This window comes from Pseudomonas sp. B21-028 (assembly GCF_024749045.1).
Taxonomy (GTDB): domain Bacteria; phylum Pseudomonadota; class Gammaproteobacteria; order Pseudomonadales; family Pseudomonadaceae; genus Aquipseudomonas.
In genome coordinates, this window is sequence record NZ_CP087184.1 from 1,596,217 (window position 1) to 1,615,785 (window position 19,569).

Genomic DNA, 19,569 nt, shown 5'->3' on the forward strand with positions numbered 1-19,569 from the left:
AGCAAACGAGGCGACGAACCGGTGCGTCAACACAGGCTCGTCGCAATAGGCTCTTGGCGGACTATCTAAAAATCTGTTTGCTCATCATGGGAAGAAAAGCACAGCAAGTGGTTCGGACTTTCTCACCGGGTCCAAATCTTTGAGAAAAAGGCTTTGAACTCGGCTGCTGTAAATGCTGAGTCGAGAACACCGTTGCAGATTCGGGCAAAAATACCGCCATCTATCGGGTCTTTAGGGACAAAAATGCCTTGGTCAACAGCTTTGATCAGCTTTTTCGCTGGCTCAAGCCTGCTCATCCCATACATAACGAAGCTCGGTACTTGTATGAAGGGATGATCTCCCGGATATAGGAGACATGTTTGGTCGTGCCTACCACCCGCCTTGACAGTAGAGATACTTACGATCAAAACCAATTGATCCTCCCCAGCAGGATCGTTGAGGAGGATAAACAGGTGTTTCAGGTCTGGCCTTTGAGGAGTTCCACTGGGAACCAAAACGGTGGCTCTACGGGTAGCTATAAACATTAAAGGCTCGCGAATATCCTATCCACTGTGTCTTGGCCTTCCAGGGCTTGAGCTGCTTCTTCTGCCTCCCCCCCATCACGGCCAAGAGCCAAAAACACGTCCGCATAGCTTATTGGGCGTGATGATCCGCAAGGATCTTTCCATTCGGCACAACGATCATGTGTGTAATCCACCAAATCGTATTTACCCATCCCACCGAAGTTAGCCCAAACTGCATTGAGAACCTCAATTTCGGCTTGGCTGAGCGCACCTAGATAAAGCTCGCCATTTTCTAAATGACAAGGCTGTAGGGCAACCTCGTAGGATTCTCGGTCAGCAACCCAGCATTGCCAGCCGTCTTCGACCGTGGGGCGACTACCGTTCATCAAATCTAAGGTTCGGGACAGGACAGGGCCATTGGGCATGGAGACCATCCGATCACCCGAAATTGGCTGCTCGTACCAATCCATCGCTTGACGATCAGCAAGATAAAGAAGCTTCATCAGCTTCAATACTTCGAGCTTTCCTCCACCCTGATGAAGGAAAAAAGCAGCCATCTGGGCAGCTTTTCTTTCGTTAAAGGCCATTTTTTTCTCCGGACATGTTCATGCGGAGCAATCTTCCATGAACGTTACGCACAGGTTGTCAAGAAACTTATCCACAACCTAGGACAACTCTGGACGGCGATTATCAACAAGTCAAATCCCTTGTCAATCACTTATGGCTTTATGACATACCTTTATCAGGCGTTAAGCGCCTTAGTCACACTTTATTCGACAGGCGGCTACCGTCTACGTTCGATAGGAGGTTGTCAACGCACAGTGAGTGATTGGATCCCAACCAAATTCATCAACGCAATCTAGCGCCGACGGTGCTAGTTTGCATCAAATCTGACTGTATGTATATACAGTATCCTGAGCGGCGGCCGGCGCGTGGGATAGTCCTAATCTGTGACGCAGAGGCGTCACAAGATTCGCTCGGTTGTACGGGGTATTGACGTGCTACATAGCTGTTTCTTGAGTGGCGCGCGCCGTCGCCCCCCCCACCTCGCCTGCGGGCTAAATAGGTCTTTTTTTCCGCACCGCTGCAAACCATTCAGCGCGGCCAAGGTCGGGTGCTGTCCTGATGATGGCGAAGGGCAAAAAGCTTGCGGATCCCTGCGACGGGTGGGGGTGATTCAGTGCAGGTGACGGGACAACTGAATTGAGATCTGAAAGCTTCCCTGGCTGAGTTGATTTTCAGGAACGAAGTCGGAAAAGAGTAATAAGGAAATTTGAGGCGTTGGCTCCGTCGAAAGGCCCGTATTCATTGGCTCTGCCGGATTACATCAGAAGGTAATTTTGAGTAATTGAAGAAGTAATTTTCGCGTAAGTGCTTGATTTTAAAGGGTTGTAGAAAAGAAAAGATTACCTTGCCAAAGAGTAATTATCTTACTTCTACATTACTTCAAAATTACTATGGGGAATGCACCCAAAAACCAATGAAATCAAGGCTTTGAGGCGGAATTGCGGAGGGGCTTACTAATCTTACTCATTTCCGAGGCCTCATCCGAAAATGGCGAGGATGCATACACCTGCGTGCGCTATGCGCGTGCTAGGGCACTCTGACGCATTAACACACAAACAGACCCCGAAACAGCCCCCAGTGGATTGCGATGATGTTCGTGCACCGCTGGAAGCCTTGAAAGCAGTGGAGCGGGTGAAGGGAATCGAACCCTCGTTATCAGCTTGGGAAGCTGGAGTAATGCCATTATACGACACCCGCTTAGAGCGGCTGACTTTGTACCAGATGTGGGCGCGGATTTGAAGTTTTTCTTTACCGGCGGTGAGGTGGCCCGTCGACGCAAGCCTCAAGCCAGACCTCAAGCCAGAGCGGTCATTCGCGGGCAAGCGCCGTTGTGAAGGAGACGGGGCTTGCCCACGAGGACGTGGTTTCAGATTGCCAGTGCATGGTAGCCCTGTACCTGGCTGTAGCGTGGCCGGTTTTCGGGGTGACCCGGCTTGAGGAAGCCTAGCAAGGCGTTGCGGCTGTCCCGGAAGGCGGCCTTGTGTTCCATGTCCAGAAAGTGCCCGGTGGCTTGCAGCGTGCTGAACGTACTGTGCTGCACATAGTCGGCGAACAGCCTGGCGTCGACGGCCGAGGTGTATTCATCCCATTCGCCGTTCAGGAACAGCACCGGTACGTTGATTTTTTTCGCTGCCGTTGCGTAGCAGCGCAGGTCGCTCTGGAGTACCTCGCTGATGTGGAAGTGCATCTGTCCGTACTCATGCTCGGCCAGGTTGCTGACATGGCGATGGTTGAAGCGCTTGAACAGCGGCGGCAGGTGTTTGCCGATGGTGCTGTTGACCAGATGCCCCACGCGGTCGCCGTCCAGGTTGCCCAGGTAATCGACACCACGCTCGAGGTAGTCGCGCATCGGCGCGTTGAGAACCGGTGAGAATGAACTGATCACCGCTTTTTCGATGCGCCATGGGCGGTGGGACAACGCGCTCAACGTGGCGGCGCCGCCCCACGAGAATGACAGCACGTGTTCGGCGGCGAAGTGGTCGATCAGCTCCAGCAGGATCTGGCCTTCGACTTCCTTCGTCAGCATTTTCTCATGCCGGTTGTGGGGTTTGGACTTACCCGCGTAGGGCTGGTCGTACAGCACGACGTTGAATTGCGGGTGAAGGTTCTTGACGGTCTGTGCAAACGACGCGGTAGTGGCCAGCGAGCCGTTGACCAGAATGATGGTCTTTTGTGCGGCGTCTGCGCGATAGAACTCCGTGTAAACCCGATACTGACCTTGTATATCCAGCACAGCGATTTCTGGCCTCATGTCATAGACTCCTGAGCAAGCGGGTATGCGCGCAATGAGATTGCACGGGCAATGTGACAGGTAGGCATTCGCCTGGAAGATAAGGCCCAAGTCGATCCAAAAGAAGCGGTCGACGGGTGTTGTTATTAGGCGGGCAGTCTGTCGGCGGGCAAGGCGGGACCAGAGGGTTCCGGCCGACAAAAAGTTTCTTGGGAGTATGGTGTGACTCATCGGTCACATTTCGGCCGACGGTCTGATTCAAGCAGGGGGACAGCCGTTGCGCAAGTGTCCTTCTGCAAATTGTTCGACGCTTCTGCCCGGCGGTCGTCCGCTCAGATCAGGTTGACTTCTTCGGGGCTCAAGGCGCGGTATTGGCCCGGCTCGAGATCGGCGTCCAGCGAAAGCGGCCCCATGCGTTCGCGGTGCAGGCGCAGCACTTTGTTGTCGAAGTGGCCGAACATCCGCTTGACCTGGTGATAACGCCCTTCAATGATGCTCAGCCGCGCCGAGTTCGGACCCAGCAGCGTCAACTTCGCAGGCTGTGTGGTGAGGTCTTCGAAGGCAAAGTACAGGCCACGGGCGAAGGTGGTGGCGTATTCGGCAGTGATGATCTGCTCGGTTTCGACGTAGTAGACCTTGGGCAGTTTGGTCTGTGGCTGAGTCAGTCGTCGCGACCAGTTGCCGTCATTGGTAATCAGCATCAGCCCGGTGGTGTTGAAGTCCAGGCGCCCGGCGATGTGCAGGTCGTCCTTGTCCGGTTCGTCCAGCCAATCGAGCACGGTGGGATGCTGCGGATCGCGCGTGGCGCTGACGCAGCCGGCGGGTTTGTGCAGCATGAAGTACCGCGTCGGTCGGCCCGCCTGCAACAGTTCGCCATCGACTTCGACACGGCTGAACTCACGGACCTGGGCGTGTGGGTCGCTGATCACCAGGCCGTCGATTCTTACCCGGCGCGCCACCAACAACAACCGGACCTGTTGGCGATTGAAGCGCGGCAGATTGCTGAGGAAACGGTCGACACGCATGGGGCATTCAGGCAAAGGAGCGGAGGGTGGGAATCTTACGCGATCGGCGGCTGCCTGGCGCGCAATTGGCTTTCGACCTGGGCGCAGCGCGGACACAGGCAGGATTGATCGCGCAGCTCGGCCGGCAATGCCTCGAGCACGGCCGGGTCGATACTCACGCCGTAACACCAGCAGGCTCGGTCGGCTGTTCCAGGGTTGGCCAGGGTGCAGTCATTGGCGCTGCCGCAGGCAGGGCACAGGTCGGGTTTATTCATAACTGGAGTGAGGCATCTCAACGCAGGTTCGGTTGCTTCCGGTCTGTCGGGCACGTTGCAGCGCATGATCGGTCCGCGACAGCAGGCTGTGCAAGGTGTCGTTGTCCTGCAAAGTGGTGAGGCCGATGCTGATGGTCGCCAACAGTTGCTTGCCGCTGCAGAAATAGTGCTGCTTCTCGATGTGTTGGCGAATTTTCTCAGCGATTTTCAGACCTGTCTGTCCGTCGGTGTCCTTGAGCAGGACGACAAAGGCGTCGGTGCTCCAGCGACACACGATGTCCGAATGCCGCAGGCTATCGGTCAGGTCGCGGGCAAACCCGGTCAGCAACTGGTCGCTGGCGATGTGACCATGGGCGATGTCCAGTCGCTTGAAATCATCCAGTTCCAGCAACAAGGCAGTCAGGGGCCTGGGCTCGCGCTGGGCCTCATGCAGGGCTTGCACGGCCAGCAGGTCGAAGCCACGGCGGTTGGGCAATTCGGTCAGGCTGTCGAGCGTGGTCTGGGCGTCGATGCGGCGTTGATAGCCACTGATGATCCGACACAGCACCGCCAGCACTACCAGCGTGACCAGCAGGCCAATCACAAGGTTCAGGTACAGGACCTTGAGCTGGTGGTCGCGTATCGAGGTGTGGGCGACGTAATAGCCCAGCAGCGAAATCACCAGAAAACCCGTCCCCAACAGTACCGCCAGAGTCAGGAGCGGCTTGCGTTGGGAATACAACGGCGAACGAGGCGACATGGCGATTCCCTGAGCGGCGATCGGATGGATTCAGTTTAGTGGCTTGTAGGAAATGGCGACGGGATTTGTGCCGGATGCGCTGTGGCAGGTCTGGGAATTGGGCAAATCGCTACGTGTTTCAACTTATTGCGAAATCGCACCAGATTCCGTTTTTGTTGTCAGATTAATCGACAGTTACCGAAAGGTAGCTGCCGCCCATCAGCGTCGCTGTTGTGGCTCATTCGCGGTCCAGGAGGCCGCCATGTATCGACGACTGTTGCTCATTGCGTTTCTCGGTTTGACTCTTTCGGCATGCGTGCCTTACTACGACGGAGACTCGAGCTATTACCGTTCCGAGGTCTACACCTCACCGGCGCCGGTCTATTACGGCGGTGGGAGTTACTACTCGGGGCCGCGCTACTATTCGGCACCCAGGTACTACCAACCGGCGCCACGCTATTATTCGGCACCGCGCTATTACCAACACGGCCCCCGCTATTATTCACCACCACGGGCGGCCTATCGCTCTTATCCAAGTCGGGGCGGCTGGGACGGCCGTGGCCGGGGTGGTTGGGATGATAATCGGCGTGGCGGGCATGATCGGCGCGGTCGGGGCGATCATGATGGACGGGGCAGTCACCGCTGACCTTCAGGTTATTGAAAGCGGCGCATCGAGCGCCGCTTTTTTTCGCCTGCAACAAAGCCTGTGGGAGCGAGCCTGCTCGCGAAAGCGTCGGGTCAGCTGCATCAAAGTTGCTGACACACCGCTATCGCGAGCAGGCTCGCTCCCACACTGTTTCATTCGGGATTTCTACTCATTGGCCAGGTCCGCCAGCGGATGCCGTCCTTCCCAGGCCTTGTGGAAGTGCGCTTCCACCGCCGCTTCCGGCACATGGTTGATGTCCGGCCAGTGCCAATGAGGTTTCTGGTCCTTGTCGATCAACCGGGCCCGCACCCCTTCGCTGAATTCAGGATGCCGGCAGCAGTTGAGACTCAATGTGTATTCCATGCGAAACACGCTGGCCAAGGACAAATGCCGGGCCCGGGCGATCTGTTCCCAGACCAGATGGGCGGTCAACGGAGAGCCTTCGGTCATGGTCCTGGCGGCCTTGGCAATCAGTGGGTCCGGATGGTCCACCAGCAAGCTGAGGGCCTTCCAGGCGCAGCGCACGTCGCTGACATCCAGCCATTCGTCGATTTGTTGCCGACGTGGCAACCACTGCGCTTCGGGTAACCGATCGAGCGCTTCGCGCTGCAAGGCCTTGAGCAGGCTATTGAGTTGCATGTCGGTCTGTTCCTGCCAGTTGAGCTGTAGCAGGCCTTCGATCAGATCGTCCTGTTGCTCGTCCAGCAAGAATCGGTCGGCCAGGCCCAGGTCGATGGCATCCCGGGCATTCATGTGGGCGCCGGTCAGGCCGAGAAACAGCCCGAGCTTGCCAGGCAGGCGCGACAGGAACCAACTGGCGCCGACATCCGGGTACAGGCCGATGCTGATTTCCGGCATCGCCAGGCGACTGCTCGGTGTGACGATCCGGGTGCTGGCGCCCTGCAGCAGGCCCATGCCGCCGCCGAGCACATAGCCGTGGCCCCAGCACACCAAGGGCTTGGGATAGGTGTGCAAGTTGAAGTCCAGGCGATATTCCGCCGCGAAAAATTGCGCCGCCAGTGGCGGCACTTCGCCGGGATGGGCACGGCAGGCTTCCACCAGACTGCGTACTTCGCCGCCCGCGCAGAAGGCTTTGGCGCCGTTGCCACGCAGTAATACACAAACAATCTGTGGTTCCCGGGCCCAGGCATCGAGACGATCGCGCAAGGCGTTGATCATTGGCAAGGACAGGGCGTTCAAGGATTTTTCGGCGTCCAGGGTGGCGATGCCGATACGGGCTCCCGTAATGCCCGTGAGCTCTTCGAAGTGCAGATTCATCGTGACCTCGATCAGAAATTGAATGTTCAGTATGAACGCTACGTGGGAAAGTGCCGGTTCTGCGTCAGATCAATTGACAAGCCATGTAGGCTTTCCTAGGGTGCGCCCATTGTTTTTACCGGGTGCAATCATGACTGCTGACGACCGTATCAAACTCGAACCGAGCTGGAAGCAGGCGCTACGTGCCGAGTTCGACCAGCCCTACATGGCAGAGTTGCGCGAATTCCTGCGCCAGGAGTACGCCGCCGGCAAGGAGATCTATCCGCCGGCTTCGTTGATTTTCAATGCCCTCAATTCCACACCGTTGGACAAGGTCAAGGTCGTGATCCTCGGGCAAGACCCGTACCACGGCCCGGGTCAGGCCCATGGCCTGTGCTTTTCGGTGCAGCCGGGCGTCCCGGCGCCGCCGTCGCTGGTGAATATCTTCAAGGAATTGAAGCGCGACCTGAACATTGACATCCCCAGCCACGGCTACTTGCAAAGCTGGGCCGACCAGGGCGTGTTGCTGCTCAATACCACCATGACCGTGGAACGCGCCAATGCCAACGCCCATGCGGGCAAGGGCTGGCAGCATTTTACCGACCGGGTCATCGAAGTGGTCAGCGCCCATCAGCCGCATCTGGTGTTCCTGCTGTGGGGCGCCCATGCCCAGAGCAAGCAGAAGCTGATCGATGCCACCAAGCACCTGGTGCTGACCTCGGTCCACCCGTCGCCGCTGTCGGCTTATCGTGGCTTCTTGGGATGCGGGCATTTCAGCCGGACCAACAAGTTTCTCGAACAACACGGCGAGGCGCCGATCGATTGGCGGTTGCCGCCGGTTTAAGTGTTCGGCAATGCGGGCCGGGCCTCATCGCGAGCAGGCTCGCTCCCACAGAGGATCTGCGGCGCAGGCACAGAACCATGTGGGAGCGAGCCTGCTCGCGAAAGGGCGACACGAACGATCAGTCGGAACCCGGTCGGCGCATCCAACACCTGAACAACGGCTCCGCCAGAAACAACACGAACAACAGCCGCATCACCTGCAATGCCGTCACCAACGGTACCGACAATTGCAGCGTCTCCGCCGTCAGGCTCATCTCCGCGATGCCACCGGGCATCATGCCGAGGGTCAGTGAACGCAGGTCCAGATGGGTCAGCGTGCTCAGGCCCAGGGCCGCGAGGGTGGCGATCAGCATCGTCAACACCGTGCCAATCAAGGTGCGCCCCATGAACGAGGGCGCCCGCCGAAAGAATTGCCGGTTGAAGTGACAACCCAATCCGCTGCCGATCAGCCACTGGCCGATCTGGCTGCCGCCATTGGGCAGGCCTATGTGCAGGTCACAGCCGATACTCACCGCCGCGCTCACCAGCAGTGGCCCGAACAACCACGGGTTGGGTTGACGCAGGCGTTCCCAGATCCAGGCGAGCAGGGCACCCGCCGGGAACAACAGCGCCAGCCACAGCCAGTCCACGGCGGTGGCGTGCTGCACCGGGGCGCCTTCGCCCAACAGGTATTTGAACGCGGCGGGCACGCACAGCACCACCACCAGGACCCGCAAGCTCTGGCCCGCGGCGACGCGGCTCAGGTCCGCGCCATTGCGCGAGCCAAGGTTGACCATTTCGCCGGAACCGCCCGGCATGCTGGAAAAGAAAGCGGTGGCGCGGTCTTCGCCGGTGCGGCGCATCAGCCACACACTCACCACGCTGGACACGCTGGTGATCAGCGCGCCGAAAAAGATCAGGCCGAAGTGGCCCAGGACCTGCTCCATCACCAGCGGGGTGAAGTGCAGGCCAATGCCGATGCCTACCACCCATTGGCCGCATTTACGGCCGCCGGGGATTTCCATCAACTGCCACGGTGTCAGGCAGCGCACCAGGATGATCGCCAGCAACGAGCCGACCATCCAGGGCAAAGGCCAGCCGATCAGGCTGGCCAGATAACCGCCGGCCAGACCGACCAGCGGTGTTCCCCACCATTGTCTGAAGGTTGTTTCAGACATCGGCCACGGCACGGCGTTGGGCGCTGCGACGACGCCAGATCCGCAACAGTGGCATGAACAGCATGATTGCCGTCAGGATCCAGCAGCCAAAGGTGATCGGGCTTGACCAGAGGATCTCCAGTGCACCGTTGGAAATCGACAGTGCGCGCCGCAGGTTCTGCTCCATCAGGCCGCCGAGGATGAAGCCCAGCAGCACCGGCGACAGCGGGAAGTCCAGCTTGCGCAGGATGTAGCCGAAGATGCCGATGCCGATCATCAGGAACAGGTCGAACGTGGTGGCGTGCACCGCGTAGACACCGATCCCGGTGATGATGGCGATGACCGGCACCAGTGCCCAGTTCGGCACCGCCAGGATACGGGTGAACACGCGGATCATCGGGATGTTGAGGATCACCAGCATGATGTTGGCAACGAACAACGACGCGATCAGGCCCCAGACGATGTCCGGCTGTTGTTGGAACAACAGTGGCCCGGGGGTGATGTTGTACAGCGACAGTGCGCCGATCATCACCGCCGTGGTGCCCGAACCGGGAACGCCGAGGGTCAGCATCGGTACCAGCGCACCGCAGGCCGCGCCGCCGATGGCGGTTTCCGGGGCGGCGAGGCCGCGCTTGTCGCCCTGGCCGAAGGTACCGCTGGCACCGGCGATGCGCTTCTCGGTCATGTAGGCCACGGCACTGGCCAGGGTTGCGCCGGCGCCCGGCAGTACACCCATGATGAAGCCAAGCACGCCGCAACGCAGGTTCACGACGAACACCGACGCGGCTTCCTTGAAGTTGAACATCATCCGCCCGGTGGCTTTCACCGCTTCCTGGCCGCGATGGGTTTTTTCCAGCAGCAACAGGATTTCGCTGATGGAGAACAGGCCCAGCACCAGCACGACGAACTGGATGCCGTCGGTCAGATGGATGTTGTCACCGGTGAAGCGGTACACGCCGCTGTTGGCATCGATCCCGACAGAAGACAGGAACAACCCGATCAACGCCGCAATGAACGTCTTGAGCGGGCGGTCGCCGGCCATGCCGCCGAGGCAGACGATGGCGAATACCATCAGCACGAAATATTCCGCCGGACCGAAGGCAATCGCCCACTTGGCCAGCAGGGGCGCGAACAGCACCATGCCGCACGTGGCAATGAACGCACCGATGAACGAACTCCACGCCGACAGCGACAACGCCACGCCAGCCAGGCCTTGACGGGCCATCGGGTAGCCGTCGAGGGTGGTCATCACGGTGGAGGCTTCCCCCGGGATGTTGAGCAGGATCGAGCTGATGCGCCCGCCGTATTCGCAACCCAGGTACACCGCCGCCAGCAGGATCAGCGCCGATTCCGGTGGCAGACCCAGGGCAAACGCAATCGGGATCAGCAGGGCCACGCCGTTGATCGGACCCAGGCCGGGCAGCAAGCCGACCACGGTGCCGATCAGGGTGCCGGTCAGCGCCGTGACGAGGTTATAAGGCGTCAGCGCGACACCGAAACCCTGGCCGAGATAATTCAGGGTATCCATATCAATTCTCCAGGACGTCGAGCAGGCCCAGGGGCAGCGGCACGTCCATCAGCTTGTCGAACAACAGATAAAGACCGATGGCCATCAGGCAGATGATCACCGCGCTCGGCACCCAGCGGCCGCCATACAGACGGGCCATCGGCACCCCGATCAGGATGCTGGAGAGGATGAAGCCCAGGGGCTCGAAGGTTCCGGCAAAGACCAGCAACAGCGCGATGCAGATGCCGATCTTCTGCAGGGTTTCACGGTCCAGTTGCGGGTCGTCTTCGCTGTGCACGATGGGGGTGGGGCGGAATACCATGTACAGCAGCGCCAGGCCCATCAATCCCAGCATGAGCAAGGGATAGGCACGTGGGCCCACAGGTTCATAGGAAAAAGCGGCCTGGTACGGCCAAGCCATCAGTGCCAGGCCTATACAGGCCAGCAACAGCACCGCGGCAAAAATACGTTGGAGGGTGAGCATGACTAACTCCTGGGCAGCGCCGGGGGAACCGACGCCGCCGCGAGAACAGAGACGGTTACTGGATCAGGCCGAACTCTTTGGCCAGCACCTTGTAATCGGCTACTTGCTTTTTCACGTAGGTGTCCAGTTCCGGGCCGGTCATGGCGAACGGGAACAATTCGCGCTGGTCACGCAGCTTGGCAAACTCTTCGGAAGCCAGCAGCTTGTCGAACGCGTCTTTCCACCAGGCGTAGTCCTCGTCACTCACCTTTGGCCCGAGGTAGAAGCCGCGCACCACCGGCCACTGGATGTCGTAGCCTTGCTCGCGAGCGGTGGGGATGTCCTTCATTTCCGGCTCGTCCAGGCGCTTCTCGGCGAACACCGCCAGCAGGCGCATGTCACCGCTCAGGATGTGGGGCATGGAGTCGGAAATGTCCGTACTGCCTACCTGGATGTGACCGCCCAGCAGGGCAGTGGCGATCTCACCGCCGCCTTCGAGTGCCACGTAGCGCAATTTGCGTGGATCGATACCCGCGGCCTTGGCGATCAGGGCGGTTTGCATCCAGTCCTGGCTGCCGACGGTGCCGCCGGAACCGATGACGACGGACCCAGGATCTTTCTTCAGGGCCTGTACCAGATCGTCGAGGTTCTTGTAGGGCGAATCGCTTTTCACCGCGATGGCGCCATAGCTGGTGCCCACGGCTGCCAGCCAACGCACGTTGGTTTCATCGAAACGACCGAACTTGCCTTGTGCCAGGTTCAGCAATGAGCCACTGGACCAGGCCACCAATGTGCCGGCGTCCGCCGGGCGTTGCGCGACCACGGCGTTGTAGGCCACCGCACCGACACCGCCAGGCATGTAGGTGACACGCATCGGCTTGGTCAACAACTTCTGGTTCACCAGCGCGCTTTGCGCCAGCTTGCAGGTCAGGTCAAAACCACCGCCGGGCGCTGCGGGGGCAATGCACTCCGGGCGTTTCGGCTCGGCGAGCAACTGTCCGGTGAACATCAGGCATCCGACGGCCAGGGCTACTTTACGCATTGATAGGTTCATTTTCGTCTCCACAGGAGTTGTTATTGTGTGTTGCAGTCGTTGTGCCGCCGAACCTTCGGGATCGGGCAACAGGTTCATCGCAGGACCTTGAATCTATAGCTGACCCACCGGCACATGTCCGGGCATTCGCTGGCGGCACTGGCCACGAGGGGGCGGGTTGGGGCGGGAGAAGCGAGCAGGCACAGGCGCCTGGGGCTGCATGGACAGCATGGGGATACTCCGCTTTATTGTTCTTATGTGAAAACGCATCGGGGCGTTTCTCGTTCGCGATTGTGTTTGGCGATCGGCAGTCGAAACTGTCCGTGAGCGGACTCTAATAGCTCAACCTTTCGCTAACCTTTCAAAAGCTTTCAGGATGTTTTTTGGCTTCACAGCAGCGGATGCGGCTGTAAACTCCGCGCCAGTGAATGGCGCCGACCGTTCCTGAATCGAGGAAAAAACATGCGTGTTCTGCTCGTCGAAGATCATTTGCAGCTTGCCGAAAGCGTCGCCCAGGCGCTCAAGAGCACCGGTTTGACTGTGGATGTGTTGCACGACGGGGTGGCCGCCGACCTGGCGCTGAGCAGCGAGGAATACGCGGTGGCGGTACTCGATGTCGGGTTGCCGCGCATGGACGGCTTTGAAGTGCTGGCGCGCCTGCGGGCTCGGGGCAAGACCTTGCCGGTGTTGATGCTGACGGCTCGCAGCGACGTCAAGGACCGGGTGCATGGCCTCAATCTCGGTGCCGACGATTACCTGGCCAAACCCTTCGAACTCACCGAGCTCGAGGCCCGGGTCAAGGCACTGTTGCGGCGTAGCGTACTGGGCGGCGAACGCCAGCAGCGCTGTGGCGGGCTGATCTATGACCTGGATACCCGGCGCTTTACCCTCGACGACGAGCTGTTGACCCTGACGTCCCGCGAGCAAGCCGTATTGGAGGCGTTGATCGCGCGGCCGGGGCGGGTGATGAGCAAGGAGCAACTCGCCGCTCAGGTGTTCGGCCTGGACGAGGAAGCCAGTCCCGATGCGATTGAAATCTACGTTCACCGCCTGCGCAAGAAACTCGATGGGCATGCCGTGGCGATCGTGACGTTCAGGGGCTTGGGGTATCTGCTGGAAACCCGCGATGCGTAAACCCGACAGCCTGCGCTGGCGACTGCTGCGCAACCTGGCGCTGTTGCTGGTGGTGTTGATGCTGGCCAGCGGCCTGAGCGCCTACTGGAACGGTCGTGAAGCCGCGGATACGGCCTATGACCGGACTTTGCTGGCCTCGGCCCGGACCATCGCCGCCGGCCTTTCGCAACGCGACGGCAGCCTCAGCGCGGATGTGCCCTACGTGGCCCTGGACACCTTCGCCTATGACAGTGCCGGACGCATCTATTACCAGGTCAATGACATCAACAAGAAGCTGATTTCCGGCTATGAAAACCTCCCCGGTCCGCCACCCGGTACACCGCGCACGGACGATTACCCGGCCCTGGCGCGTTTCTACAACGCCCGTTATCAAGGCCAGGATGTGCGGGTGGTGAGTCTGCTCAAGGCCGTGAGCGAGCCGAACATGAACGGCATGGCGGAAATCCGTGTGGCGGAAACCGAAGAAGCCCGCGTCAGCATGGCCCGCGGCCTGATGGCCGACACACTGCTGCGCCTGGGCATGCTGGCCGTGGGCGCCCTGTTGTTGGTGTGGTTCGCGGTCAGCGCGGCGTTGCGTCCGCTGGAGCGCTTGCGTACGGCGGTGGAAGAGCGCCAGTCGGACGACCTGCGGCCGTTGCCACTGGTGGAAGTGCAGCATGAGTTATGGCCTCTGGTGCGCGCCCTCAACCACTTTACCGAGCGTTTGCGCGGGCAGTTCGAGCGCCAGGCGCAATTCATCGCTGACGCTGCTCATGAACTGCGCACGCCTCTGGCTGCGCTCAAGGCGCGGCTTGAGCTGGGGCTGCGGGCCAGTGAGCCGGCGACCTGGCGGGAAACCCTGGAAACCGCGGCCCAGGGCACCGATCGGCTGACGCATCTGGCCAACCAGTTACTGTCCATGGCACGGGTGGAAAACGGTGCGCGGGCCATCGCCGAAGGGGGCGCGCAGTTGCTCGATCTCAGCCAGTTGGCTCGTGAGCTGGGCATGGCCATGGCGCCGCTGGCTCATGCGCGGGGCGTGGCATTGGCCCTGGAAGCCGACGAGCCGGTGTGGCTGCGCGGTGAACCAACCTTGTTGAACGAGCTGTTGAGCAATCTGGTGGACAACGCCCTGGCCCATACACCCTCGGGCGGCAACGTGATTCTGCGGGTCGCCGCGCCGGCGGTGCTGGAGGTCGAGGACGATGGCCCCGGCATTCCATTGCATGAGCGCGATCGTGTCTTCGAACGTTTCTACCGGCGCAACCAGCAGGTCGCCGGTTCTGGCCTGGGCTTGGCCATCGTGGGAGAAATCTGCCGCGCCCACCTGGCCCAGATCAGCTTGCATGACGGGCAAGAGGGTGGGTTGAAGGTGCGGGTGAGTTTTATCCCCGGCTCAGATTGATCCTGAGACGAACCCTGTTGTGGCGAGGGGATTTATCCCCGCTGGGCTGCGAAGCGGCCCCCCTGCGTTGTATCAGACAAAACGCGGAGGGCCGCTTCGCGCCCCAGCGGGGATAAATCCCCTCGCCACAGGTGACCCTCCTGGTCTAGTAAAACATCGACCGCGCTTCTTCGAGATGCGCGCATCGTTCCTTATCGCTCGGGTCGATGCCCAGCTTCTGGAATGACGGCACCTTGAACGCGTCGATCCTGCCCAGGGGGTGATCAGTGTCCTTGTAGCAATACAGCGCAGCGACCTGCACCAGGTCGACGTAGTCGAGTTGCCGGGAATCCCGGGCGAAATCCAGGTAAAGGCCCGGCAGTTTCACCAGCCTTTCCGGAAACTCCCAGACGCTGAGCAGCTTGTCCCCCAGCACGGGGTGAATCGTTTCGATGACGTGGTTGAGGCTGACCGGGTCTGACAGCAGTTCGTTATGGTCTTCGGCGTAGGTCAGGATCGGCAGTACGCCGATCTGGTGCACCAACCCTCCCAGCGCGGCCTGATCGGGCTTGAGCTGTGTGTAAGTCCGGCACAACGCATAGCTGACGCCGGCGATCTCCAGGCTTCTGCGCCAGACATCGCGCATCTTCTGCTCGACCACCTCGGAGCGGGCGTGGAAGATCTGCTCCATGACCAACCCGATGGCCAGGTTACTGCTGTAATTGACGCCCAGCCGGGTAATGGCCGTGTGCAGATCGGTGACTTCCTGGGTGGCGCGCAGCAATGGACTGTTGACCACTTTTATCAGGCGCGCCGAAAGCGCCGTGTCGCGGCCGATCACCTTGCTCAGGTTGCTGACGCTGATTTCCGGGTCTTCGGCGGCACGGCGAATCTGCAGGGCCACTTCCGGCAATGTCGGCAGAACCAGGTCATCGTTATCGATGGCCTCCACCAAGTCCCGTTGGACCTTATCCGCCAAATCGCTCATTTCGATTCTCTAGGTATTGCGACAAATGCTGCGATCAACGCTGGATTTCGCGGTCGCGATCCAGTTCGTAAGGCAGGTCCAGCAATTTCAGTATCGGGCCTTCCAGGCTACCGAGGTGCACATTGCCTTCTTCTGCTGCTTCAGCCTGCAACACCGCCAGCAGTTCAATGTCTCGCTCGGCTTGCGCTGCGATCACCACCTCACCGATGGCGCTGCCATGAGCGGGAGAGAACAAGGCTGTGCCGGGTTCCGGCAGTTCGCCGGCGTCCAGTTGCAGGCGATACAGGCGTCGCTTGAGCTTGCCCAGGTACTGCATGCGGGCAACGATTTCCTGGCCGGTGTAGCAGCCTTTCTTGAAACTCACGCCGCCGACGGCCTGCAGGTTGAGCATCTGCGGAATGAACAGCTCGCGGGTGGCAGGCATGACCTGGCCGATGCCTGCGCGGACCTGCCCCAGCAACCACGGGTTCAGGTCAGTCTCGGCCAGGGTGGCGCGTAGACGGGTTTTCAGCGCGTCGGCCTGTTCGGCGGGAGCCCACAGTTCGGCTCGGCCAGGAGACACCCGGATGGCGATCAAGGATTCGTGGCGCGCCACGCTGTCGATGTCGGCTGGTAGCGTCAGGCCCAGTTGAGCCAGCGCCGTGTCGGCGTTTTCCAGGCCGAAGCGAACCCAGGCTGCGCTTTCGTCGGTGAGCTTGGATTTGGAGAACACGGCGTATTTCTTCAGGTCCGCCAATTGCGGCTCGAGCAACTCGGTGGCCATGGCCATCAGCACACCGTCGCCTTCGAGCAGGATCCGAAAGCTCGATTGCATCCGGCCCTTCTGGGTGCACCGGGCGCCGAGGCTGGCCCGGCTGTCGCTCAGGTAGCTGAGGTTGCAGGTCAATTGGCCCTGCAGGAATTTGCCGGCGTCCACGCCGCGGACCGCAAGAACGCCTTCGTGGGACAGGGTGCAGAAAAAAGCGGAATCAGCCATGAGTCATCGCAGGATAAAAAGTCTGGTAGACATCATAAGGGCGCGCCCTTGAAATGGGTAGTTCACAAAGGATCGATGGCGACTGACCAAAGCTGTCTGTTTCACCGCGGCCGGGCCTGTATACTTGCGCTCTATTTGAGGAGCGCTCCATGGTCGAAGATGTAGAACTGAATCGCCTCTACTGGCACAGCCGCCGCGGCATGCTTGAGCTTGATGTCTTGCTGGTGCCGTTCGTGAAAGAGGTCTACCCCCACCTGAATGAAGTGGACCGCGCCTGCTATGTCCGCCTGCTCGAATGTGAAGACCAGGACATGTTCGGCTGGTTCATGGAACGCAGCGAATCCGAAGATCCGGAATTGCAGCGCATGGTCCGGATGATCCTGGACCGTGTCCAGCCGAAGTAATCGCTTCGAATGCCGCTGGCAGGCCTCCGGGCAACTGCTGGCGGCCTATGTCCTGGCCCAGGTCTTCGCGCTGGGCTCGTTGCTCCTGATGTCTGTCCCGTCGGGGTTTGCAATACTTGGCGTCGTGCTGTGCCTGGCCCACGGTACCTGGGCGATACCGCGACAATTGTTGCTGACTCACCGCCAGGCATTCTGCGGGTTGCGTCGGGATGTCGATGGCTGGCAGCTCTGGAACAGGGCCAATGGCTGGCAGGCAGTGCAGTTGCGCCCTGACAGCCTGGCACTGCCACTGATCGTGATACTGCGCTTTCGCTTGAAGGGCGAGTGGCGGATCCGCTCTCTGTGTGTTCCCCGCGACGCGCTGGCGCCGGATGTCCATCGGCGCCTGCGGGTGCGGCTCAGGTTCAGTCGGCGTAGGTGGGCGGCACCAGGATAGTGTCCAGCGCCTCGGGCAGCAGGTTCGGATAATCGAGGGTGTAATGCAGTCCTCGGCTTTCCTTGCGTTCCATCGCTGAGCGAATCATCAGCTCGGCCACCTGGGCCAGGTTGCGCAGTTCGATCAGGTCACGGCTGACCTTGTAGTTGCTGTAGAACTCGTCGATCTCGTCCAGCAACAGCCGCACCCGATGCTGGGCCCTTTGCAGGCGCTTGTTGGTGCGCACGATACCCACGTAGTCCCACATGAAGCGCCGCAGTTCATCCCAGTTGTGGGCGATGATCACGTCTTCGTCCGAGTCGGTGACCTGGCTGGCGTCCCACGAGGGCAGGGCAGCCGGGATGGCAATCTGTGGCAACTGTTTGAGGATGTCCGCCGCGGCCGAGCGGGCGTAGACAAAACACTCCAGCAGCGAGTTGCTGGCCATGCGGTTGGCGCCATGAAGGCCTGTGAAGCTGGTTTCGCCGATGGCGTACAGGCCCGGTACGTCGGTGCGGCCGTGCTGGTCGACCATCACGCCGCCGCAGGTGTAATGCGCGGCCGGTACCACCGGGATCGGTTGTTTGGTGATGTCGATGGAGAATTCCAGGCAGCGCTCATACACCGTCGGGAAATGGCTTTTGATGAACGCCTCGGGTTTATGGCTGATGTCCAGGTAAACGCAGTCGATACCCAGGCGCTTCATTTCATGGTCGATGGCCCGGGCGACGATGTCCCGCGGTGCCAGCTCGGCGCGCGTGTCGAAGCGCTGCATGAAACGTTCGCCATTAGGCAGCTTCAAGTGCGCGCCTTCGCCACGCAGAGCCTCGGTGACCAGGAAACTCTTCGCCTGCGGGTGGTAGAGGCAGGTGGGGTGGAATTGATTGAACTCCAGGTTCGCGACCCGGCAGCCCGAGCGCCACGCCATGGCGATGCCGTCGCCGCAGGCACCGTCGGGGTTGCTGGTGTACAGATAGACTTTGGCTGCGCCACCGGACGCCAGGATCACAAAGCGTGCGCCATAAGTGTCGACTTCGCCGGTGCCGCGATTGAGCACGTAGGCACCCAGGCAACGATCTCCGGCCAGGCCCAGGCGTTTTTCGGTGATCAGGTCGACTGCGACGCGTTGCTCCAGCAGTTCGATATTCGGTCGCCGCTGTGCCTGGGCCAGCAGCGTCTTGAAAATCGCCGCGCCGGTGGCATCGGCCGCATGGATGATGCGCCGATGGCTGTGGCCGCCCTCACGGGTCAGGTGGAATTCAAATCCGCCGTCTTCAGTGCCGGACTGCTCGTCGCGGGTAAAAGGCACGCCCTGGTCGATCAGCCACTGGATGGCTTCGCGGCTATGCTCGACGGTGAAGCGCACCGCTTCAGGATTGCACAGGCCACCACCGGCATTGAGGGTGTCGTCGACATGGGACTCGATGGTGTCGGTATCATCCAGCACGGCTGCGACACCGCCCTGTGCCCAGAACGTCGAGCCGTTGGCCAGGTCGCCTTTGCTCAGCACTGCAATGTGCAGGTGCTCCGGCAATGTCAGTGCAAGGCTCAATCCGGCGGCACCGCTGCCGATTACCAGAACATCATGTTGGAACTGTTGGCTCATTCGATAGGTTTCCGCTCAAGGCGACCCGGGTCGGGGTTGGCGCAAGGCATCCGCTTCAGCGGAGTCAGGCAGCCACGCAGCCCACTAGTATATAGAGGGGTGGAACGGCACAATAGCCGGGCATTCATGGCAATGTGAAACCAGCGTGACAGAAAAGCGACGCGCTTCGTCGGATCGGCTTTTTCGCCGATAGGTGACAAGACCGCTTTTTCGAGGATAAACGCGGCCGATCTCATCACGGTCGCTCAATGTCTGCTTTGAATGGCTGTAAATGATGGGAACTTTTGCTGATCGCCTACGTTCAATAGACGGTTGTCTGCAAAAGGGAACAGCGTCGGGTTGGTGCAGGACTTCGATACGAGTCCTTGCCAGCAGGCCCGGTGACAGATTATTCGCGCAGCCGGGGAATCTCGTGCTGCGTTTTTCGTGCGTGCCGGATCAGAGCACGCCGGAAACTTGCTTGAAAGGGGGAGAACTTTTGCGAAAAGCCCGAGTCTATGT

The 19,569-nt window shown here is 60.2% G+C and carries 19 protein-coding genes, 1 tRNA gene and 1 pseudogene; 6 read left to right on the top strand and 15 right to left on the bottom strand.

Features of this window, described 5'->3' with window-relative positions; genetic code table 11:
* Window positions 1-122: 122 nt before the first annotated feature.
* The 7 genes and pseudogenes from LOY35_RS07250 to LOY35_RS07280 all read right to left on the bottom strand — a co-directional run.
* On the bottom strand, window positions 123-305 hold the full coding sequence (locus tag LOY35_RS07250) for a hypothetical protein (protein ID WP_258631740.1): 183 nt from the start codon (window positions 303-305) through the stop codon (window positions 123-125).
* Window positions 306-523: 218 nt separating this feature from the next.
* The gene (locus LOY35_RS07255; protein WP_258631741.1) at window positions 524-1,090 is read right to left on the bottom strand and encodes a Panacea domain-containing protein; all 567 of its coding nucleotides are present in this window, start codon (window positions 1,088-1,090) and stop codon (window positions 524-526) included.
* Window positions 1,091-2,193: 1,103 nt separating this feature from the next.
* Window positions 2,194-2,267 (bottom strand) — tRNA-Gly (locus LOY35_RS07260).
* A gap of 169 nt (window positions 2,268-2,436) precedes the next feature.
* A complete protein-coding gene (locus tag LOY35_RS07265; RefSeq protein WP_258631742.1) occupies window positions 2,437-3,321 on the bottom strand; it encodes an alpha/beta fold hydrolase in 885 nt (294 codons plus the stop codon).
* Between the two features lie 311 nt (window positions 3,322-3,632).
* The gene (locus tag LOY35_RS07270) at window positions 3,633-4,325 is read right to left on the bottom strand and encodes a pseudouridine synthase (protein WP_258631743.1); all 693 of its coding nucleotides are present in this window, start codon (window positions 4,323-4,325) and stop codon (window positions 3,633-3,635) included.
* Between the two features lie 35 nt (window positions 4,326-4,360).
* Complete coding sequence (locus tag LOY35_RS07275) at window positions 4,361-4,579, bottom strand: cysteine-rich CWC family protein (protein ID WP_258631744.1); 219 nt, start codon at window positions 4,577-4,579, stop codon at window positions 4,361-4,363.
* Window positions 4,572-5,177 (bottom strand): annotated as a pseudogene (locus tag LOY35_RS07280) (GGDEF domain-containing protein); the annotation flags it as partial. The gene LOY35_RS07275 and the pseudogene LOY35_RS07280, both read right to left, overlap by 8 nt.
* A 382-nt stretch (window positions 5,178-5,559) precedes the next feature.
* Here LOY35_RS07280 and LOY35_RS07285 point away from each other — a divergent pair.
* Window positions 5,560-5,943: a hypothetical protein gene (locus LOY35_RS07285; RefSeq protein WP_258631745.1), complete on the top strand. Its 384-nt coding sequence runs from the start codon at window positions 5,560-5,562 to the stop codon at window positions 5,941-5,943.
* 165 nt (window positions 5,944-6,108) lie between these two features.
* Here the strand turns inward: LOY35_RS07285 and LOY35_RS07290 are convergent, their stop codons facing one another.
* Window positions 6,109-7,221: an enoyl-CoA hydratase/isomerase family protein gene (locus LOY35_RS07290; protein ID WP_258631746.1), complete on the bottom strand. Its 1,113-nt coding sequence runs from the start codon at window positions 7,219-7,221 to the stop codon at window positions 6,109-6,111.
* A gap of 127 nt (window positions 7,222-7,348) precedes the next feature.
* On the opposite strand from LOY35_RS07290, the gene ung reads away from it, so the two are divergent.
* Window positions 7,349-8,044, top strand: coding sequence for a uracil-DNA glycosylase (gene ung, locus LOY35_RS07295; RefSeq protein ID WP_175386948.1), 696 nt, complete (start codon window positions 7,349-7,351; stop codon window positions 8,042-8,044).
* A 118-nt stretch (window positions 8,045-8,162) separates the two neighbouring features.
* Here the strand turns inward: ung and LOY35_RS07300 are convergent, their stop codons facing one another.
* From LOY35_RS07300 to LOY35_RS07315, 4 genes are read right to left on the bottom strand one after another with little or no spacing between them, the layout of a single operon-like run.
* Window positions 8,163-9,200 (bottom strand): AbrB family transcriptional regulator, encoded by a 1,038-nt coding sequence (locus tag LOY35_RS07300; protein ID WP_258631747.1) that lies wholly within the window; start codon window positions 9,198-9,200, stop codon window positions 8,163-8,165.
* Window positions 9,193-10,707, bottom strand: coding sequence for a tripartite tricarboxylate transporter permease (locus LOY35_RS07305; protein ID WP_258631748.1), 1,515 nt, complete (start codon window positions 10,705-10,707; stop codon window positions 9,193-9,195). Before LOY35_RS07305 ends, LOY35_RS07300 begins: the two co-directional genes overlap by 8 nt.
* Window position 10,708: 1 nt before the next feature.
* A complete protein-coding gene (locus LOY35_RS07310) occupies window positions 10,709-11,170 on the bottom strand; it encodes a tripartite tricarboxylate transporter TctB family protein (protein ID WP_258631749.1) in 462 nt (153 codons plus the stop codon).
* Between the two features lie 55 nt (window positions 11,171-11,225).
* On the bottom strand, window positions 11,226-12,203 hold the full coding sequence (locus tag LOY35_RS07315; protein ID WP_408981183.1) for a Bug family tripartite tricarboxylate transporter substrate binding protein: 978 nt from the start codon (window positions 12,201-12,203) through the stop codon (window positions 11,226-11,228).
* Between the two features lie 441 nt (window positions 12,204-12,644).
* Between LOY35_RS07315 and LOY35_RS07320 the strand changes: the two genes are divergently transcribed.
* Both LOY35_RS07320 and LOY35_RS07325 read left to right on the top strand, forming a co-directional pair.
* Window positions 12,645-13,316, top strand: coding sequence for a response regulator (locus LOY35_RS07320; protein ID WP_041020823.1), 672 nt, complete (start codon window positions 12,645-12,647; stop codon window positions 13,314-13,316).
* Window positions 13,309-14,700 carry a sensor histidine kinase gene (locus LOY35_RS07325; protein WP_258631751.1) on the top strand — a complete coding sequence of 464 codons (1,392 nt, stop codon included), beginning with the start codon at window positions 13,309-13,311 and terminating at the stop codon, window positions 14,698-14,700. The genes LOY35_RS07320 and LOY35_RS07325 overlap by 8 nt, the downstream gene beginning before the upstream one ends.
* Before the next feature lie 145 nt (window positions 14,701-14,845).
* Here LOY35_RS07325 and LOY35_RS07330 read toward each other — a convergent pair whose 3' ends face one another.
* On the bottom strand, window positions 14,846-15,667 hold the full coding sequence (locus LOY35_RS07330; protein WP_258631752.1) for an HDOD domain-containing protein: 822 nt from the start codon (window positions 15,665-15,667) through the stop codon (window positions 14,846-14,848).
* A 34-nt stretch (window positions 15,668-15,701) separates the two neighbouring features.
* Window positions 15,702-16,643, bottom strand: a complete 942-nt coding sequence (locus tag LOY35_RS07335) for a folate-binding protein YgfZ (protein WP_258631753.1) — start codon at window positions 16,641-16,643, stop codon at window positions 15,702-15,704.
* Between the two features lie 149 nt (window positions 16,644-16,792).
* Between LOY35_RS07335 and LOY35_RS07340 the strand changes: the two genes are divergently transcribed.
* Both LOY35_RS07340 and LOY35_RS07345 read left to right on the top strand, forming a co-directional pair.
* Complete coding sequence (locus tag LOY35_RS07340) at window positions 16,793-17,047, top strand: succinate dehydrogenase assembly factor 2 (protein WP_003184348.1); 255 nt, start codon at window positions 16,793-16,795, stop codon at window positions 17,045-17,047.
* A complete protein-coding gene (locus LOY35_RS07345; protein ID WP_258631754.1) occupies window positions 17,031-17,483 on the top strand; it encodes a protein YgfX in 453 nt (150 codons plus the stop codon). The genes LOY35_RS07340 and LOY35_RS07345 overlap by 17 nt, the downstream gene beginning before the upstream one ends.
* Here the strand turns inward: LOY35_RS07345 and nadB are convergent.
* Window positions 17,452-19,068 (bottom strand): L-aspartate oxidase, encoded by a 1,617-nt coding sequence (gene nadB, locus LOY35_RS07350; RefSeq protein ID WP_258631755.1) that lies wholly within the window; start codon window positions 19,066-19,068, stop codon window positions 17,452-17,454. The genes LOY35_RS07345 and nadB overlap by 32 nt on opposite strands.
* Window positions 19,069-19,569 lie beyond the last annotated feature (501 nt).

Coding starts and splice junctions, on each gene's coding strand:
- LOY35_RS07275 (WP_258631744.1), bottom strand. CDS start 4,579: ATGAATAAACCCGACCTGTGCCCTGCCTGCGGCAGCGCCAATGACTGC.
- LOY35_RS07305 (WP_258631748.1), bottom strand. CDS start 10,707: ATGGATACCCTGAATTATCTCGGCCAGGGTTTCGGTGTCGCGCTGACG.
- LOY35_RS07250 (WP_258631740.1), bottom strand. CDS start 305: ATGTATGGGATGAGCAGGCTTGAGCCAGCGAAAAAGCTGATCAAAGCT.
- LOY35_RS07335 (WP_258631753.1), bottom strand. CDS start 16,643: ATGGCTGATTCCGCTTTTTTCTGCACCCTGTCCCACGAAGGCGTTCTT.
- LOY35_RS07320 (WP_041020823.1), top strand. CDS start 12,645: ATGCGTGTTCTGCTCGTCGAAGATCATTTGCAGCTTGCCGAAAGCGTC.
- LOY35_RS07265 (WP_258631742.1), bottom strand. CDS start 3,321: ATGAGGCCAGAAATCGCTGTGCTGGATATACAAGGTCAGTATCGGGTT.
- LOY35_RS07340 (WP_003184348.1), top strand. CDS start 16,793: ATGGTCGAAGATGTAGAACTGAATCGCCTCTACTGGCACAGCCGCCGC.
- LOY35_RS07270 (WP_258631743.1), bottom strand. CDS start 4,325: ATGCGTGTCGACCGTTTCCTCAGCAATCTGCCGCGCTTCAATCGCCAA.
- LOY35_RS07285 (WP_258631745.1), top strand. CDS start 5,560: ATGTATCGACGACTGTTGCTCATTGCGTTTCTCGGTTTGACTCTTTCG.
- nadB (WP_258631755.1), bottom strand. CDS start 19,068: ATGAGCCAACAGTTCCAACATGATGTTCTGGTAATCGGCAGCGGTGCC.
- LOY35_RS07315 (WP_408981183.1), bottom strand. CDS start 12,203: ATGAACCTATCAATGCGTAAAGTAGCCCTGGCCGTCGGATGCCTGATG.
- LOY35_RS07330 (WP_258631752.1), bottom strand. CDS start 15,667: ATGAGCGATTTGGCGGATAAGGTCCAACGGGACTTGGTGGAGGCCATC.
- LOY35_RS07290 (WP_258631746.1), bottom strand. CDS start 7,221: ATGAATCTGCACTTCGAAGAGCTCACGGGCATTACGGGAGCCCGTATC.
- LOY35_RS07325 (WP_258631751.1), top strand. CDS start 13,309: ATGCGTAAACCCGACAGCCTGCGCTGGCGACTGCTGCGCAACCTGGCG.
- LOY35_RS07310 (WP_258631749.1), bottom strand. CDS start 11,170: ATGCTCACCCTCCAACGTATTTTTGCCGCGGTGCTGTTGCTGGCCTGT.
- LOY35_RS07255 (WP_258631741.1), bottom strand. CDS start 1,090: ATGGCCTTTAACGAAAGAAAAGCTGCCCAGATGGCTGCTTTTTTCCTT.
- LOY35_RS07300 (WP_258631747.1), bottom strand. CDS start 9,200: ATGTCTGAAACAACCTTCAGACAATGGTGGGGAACACCGCTGGTCGGT.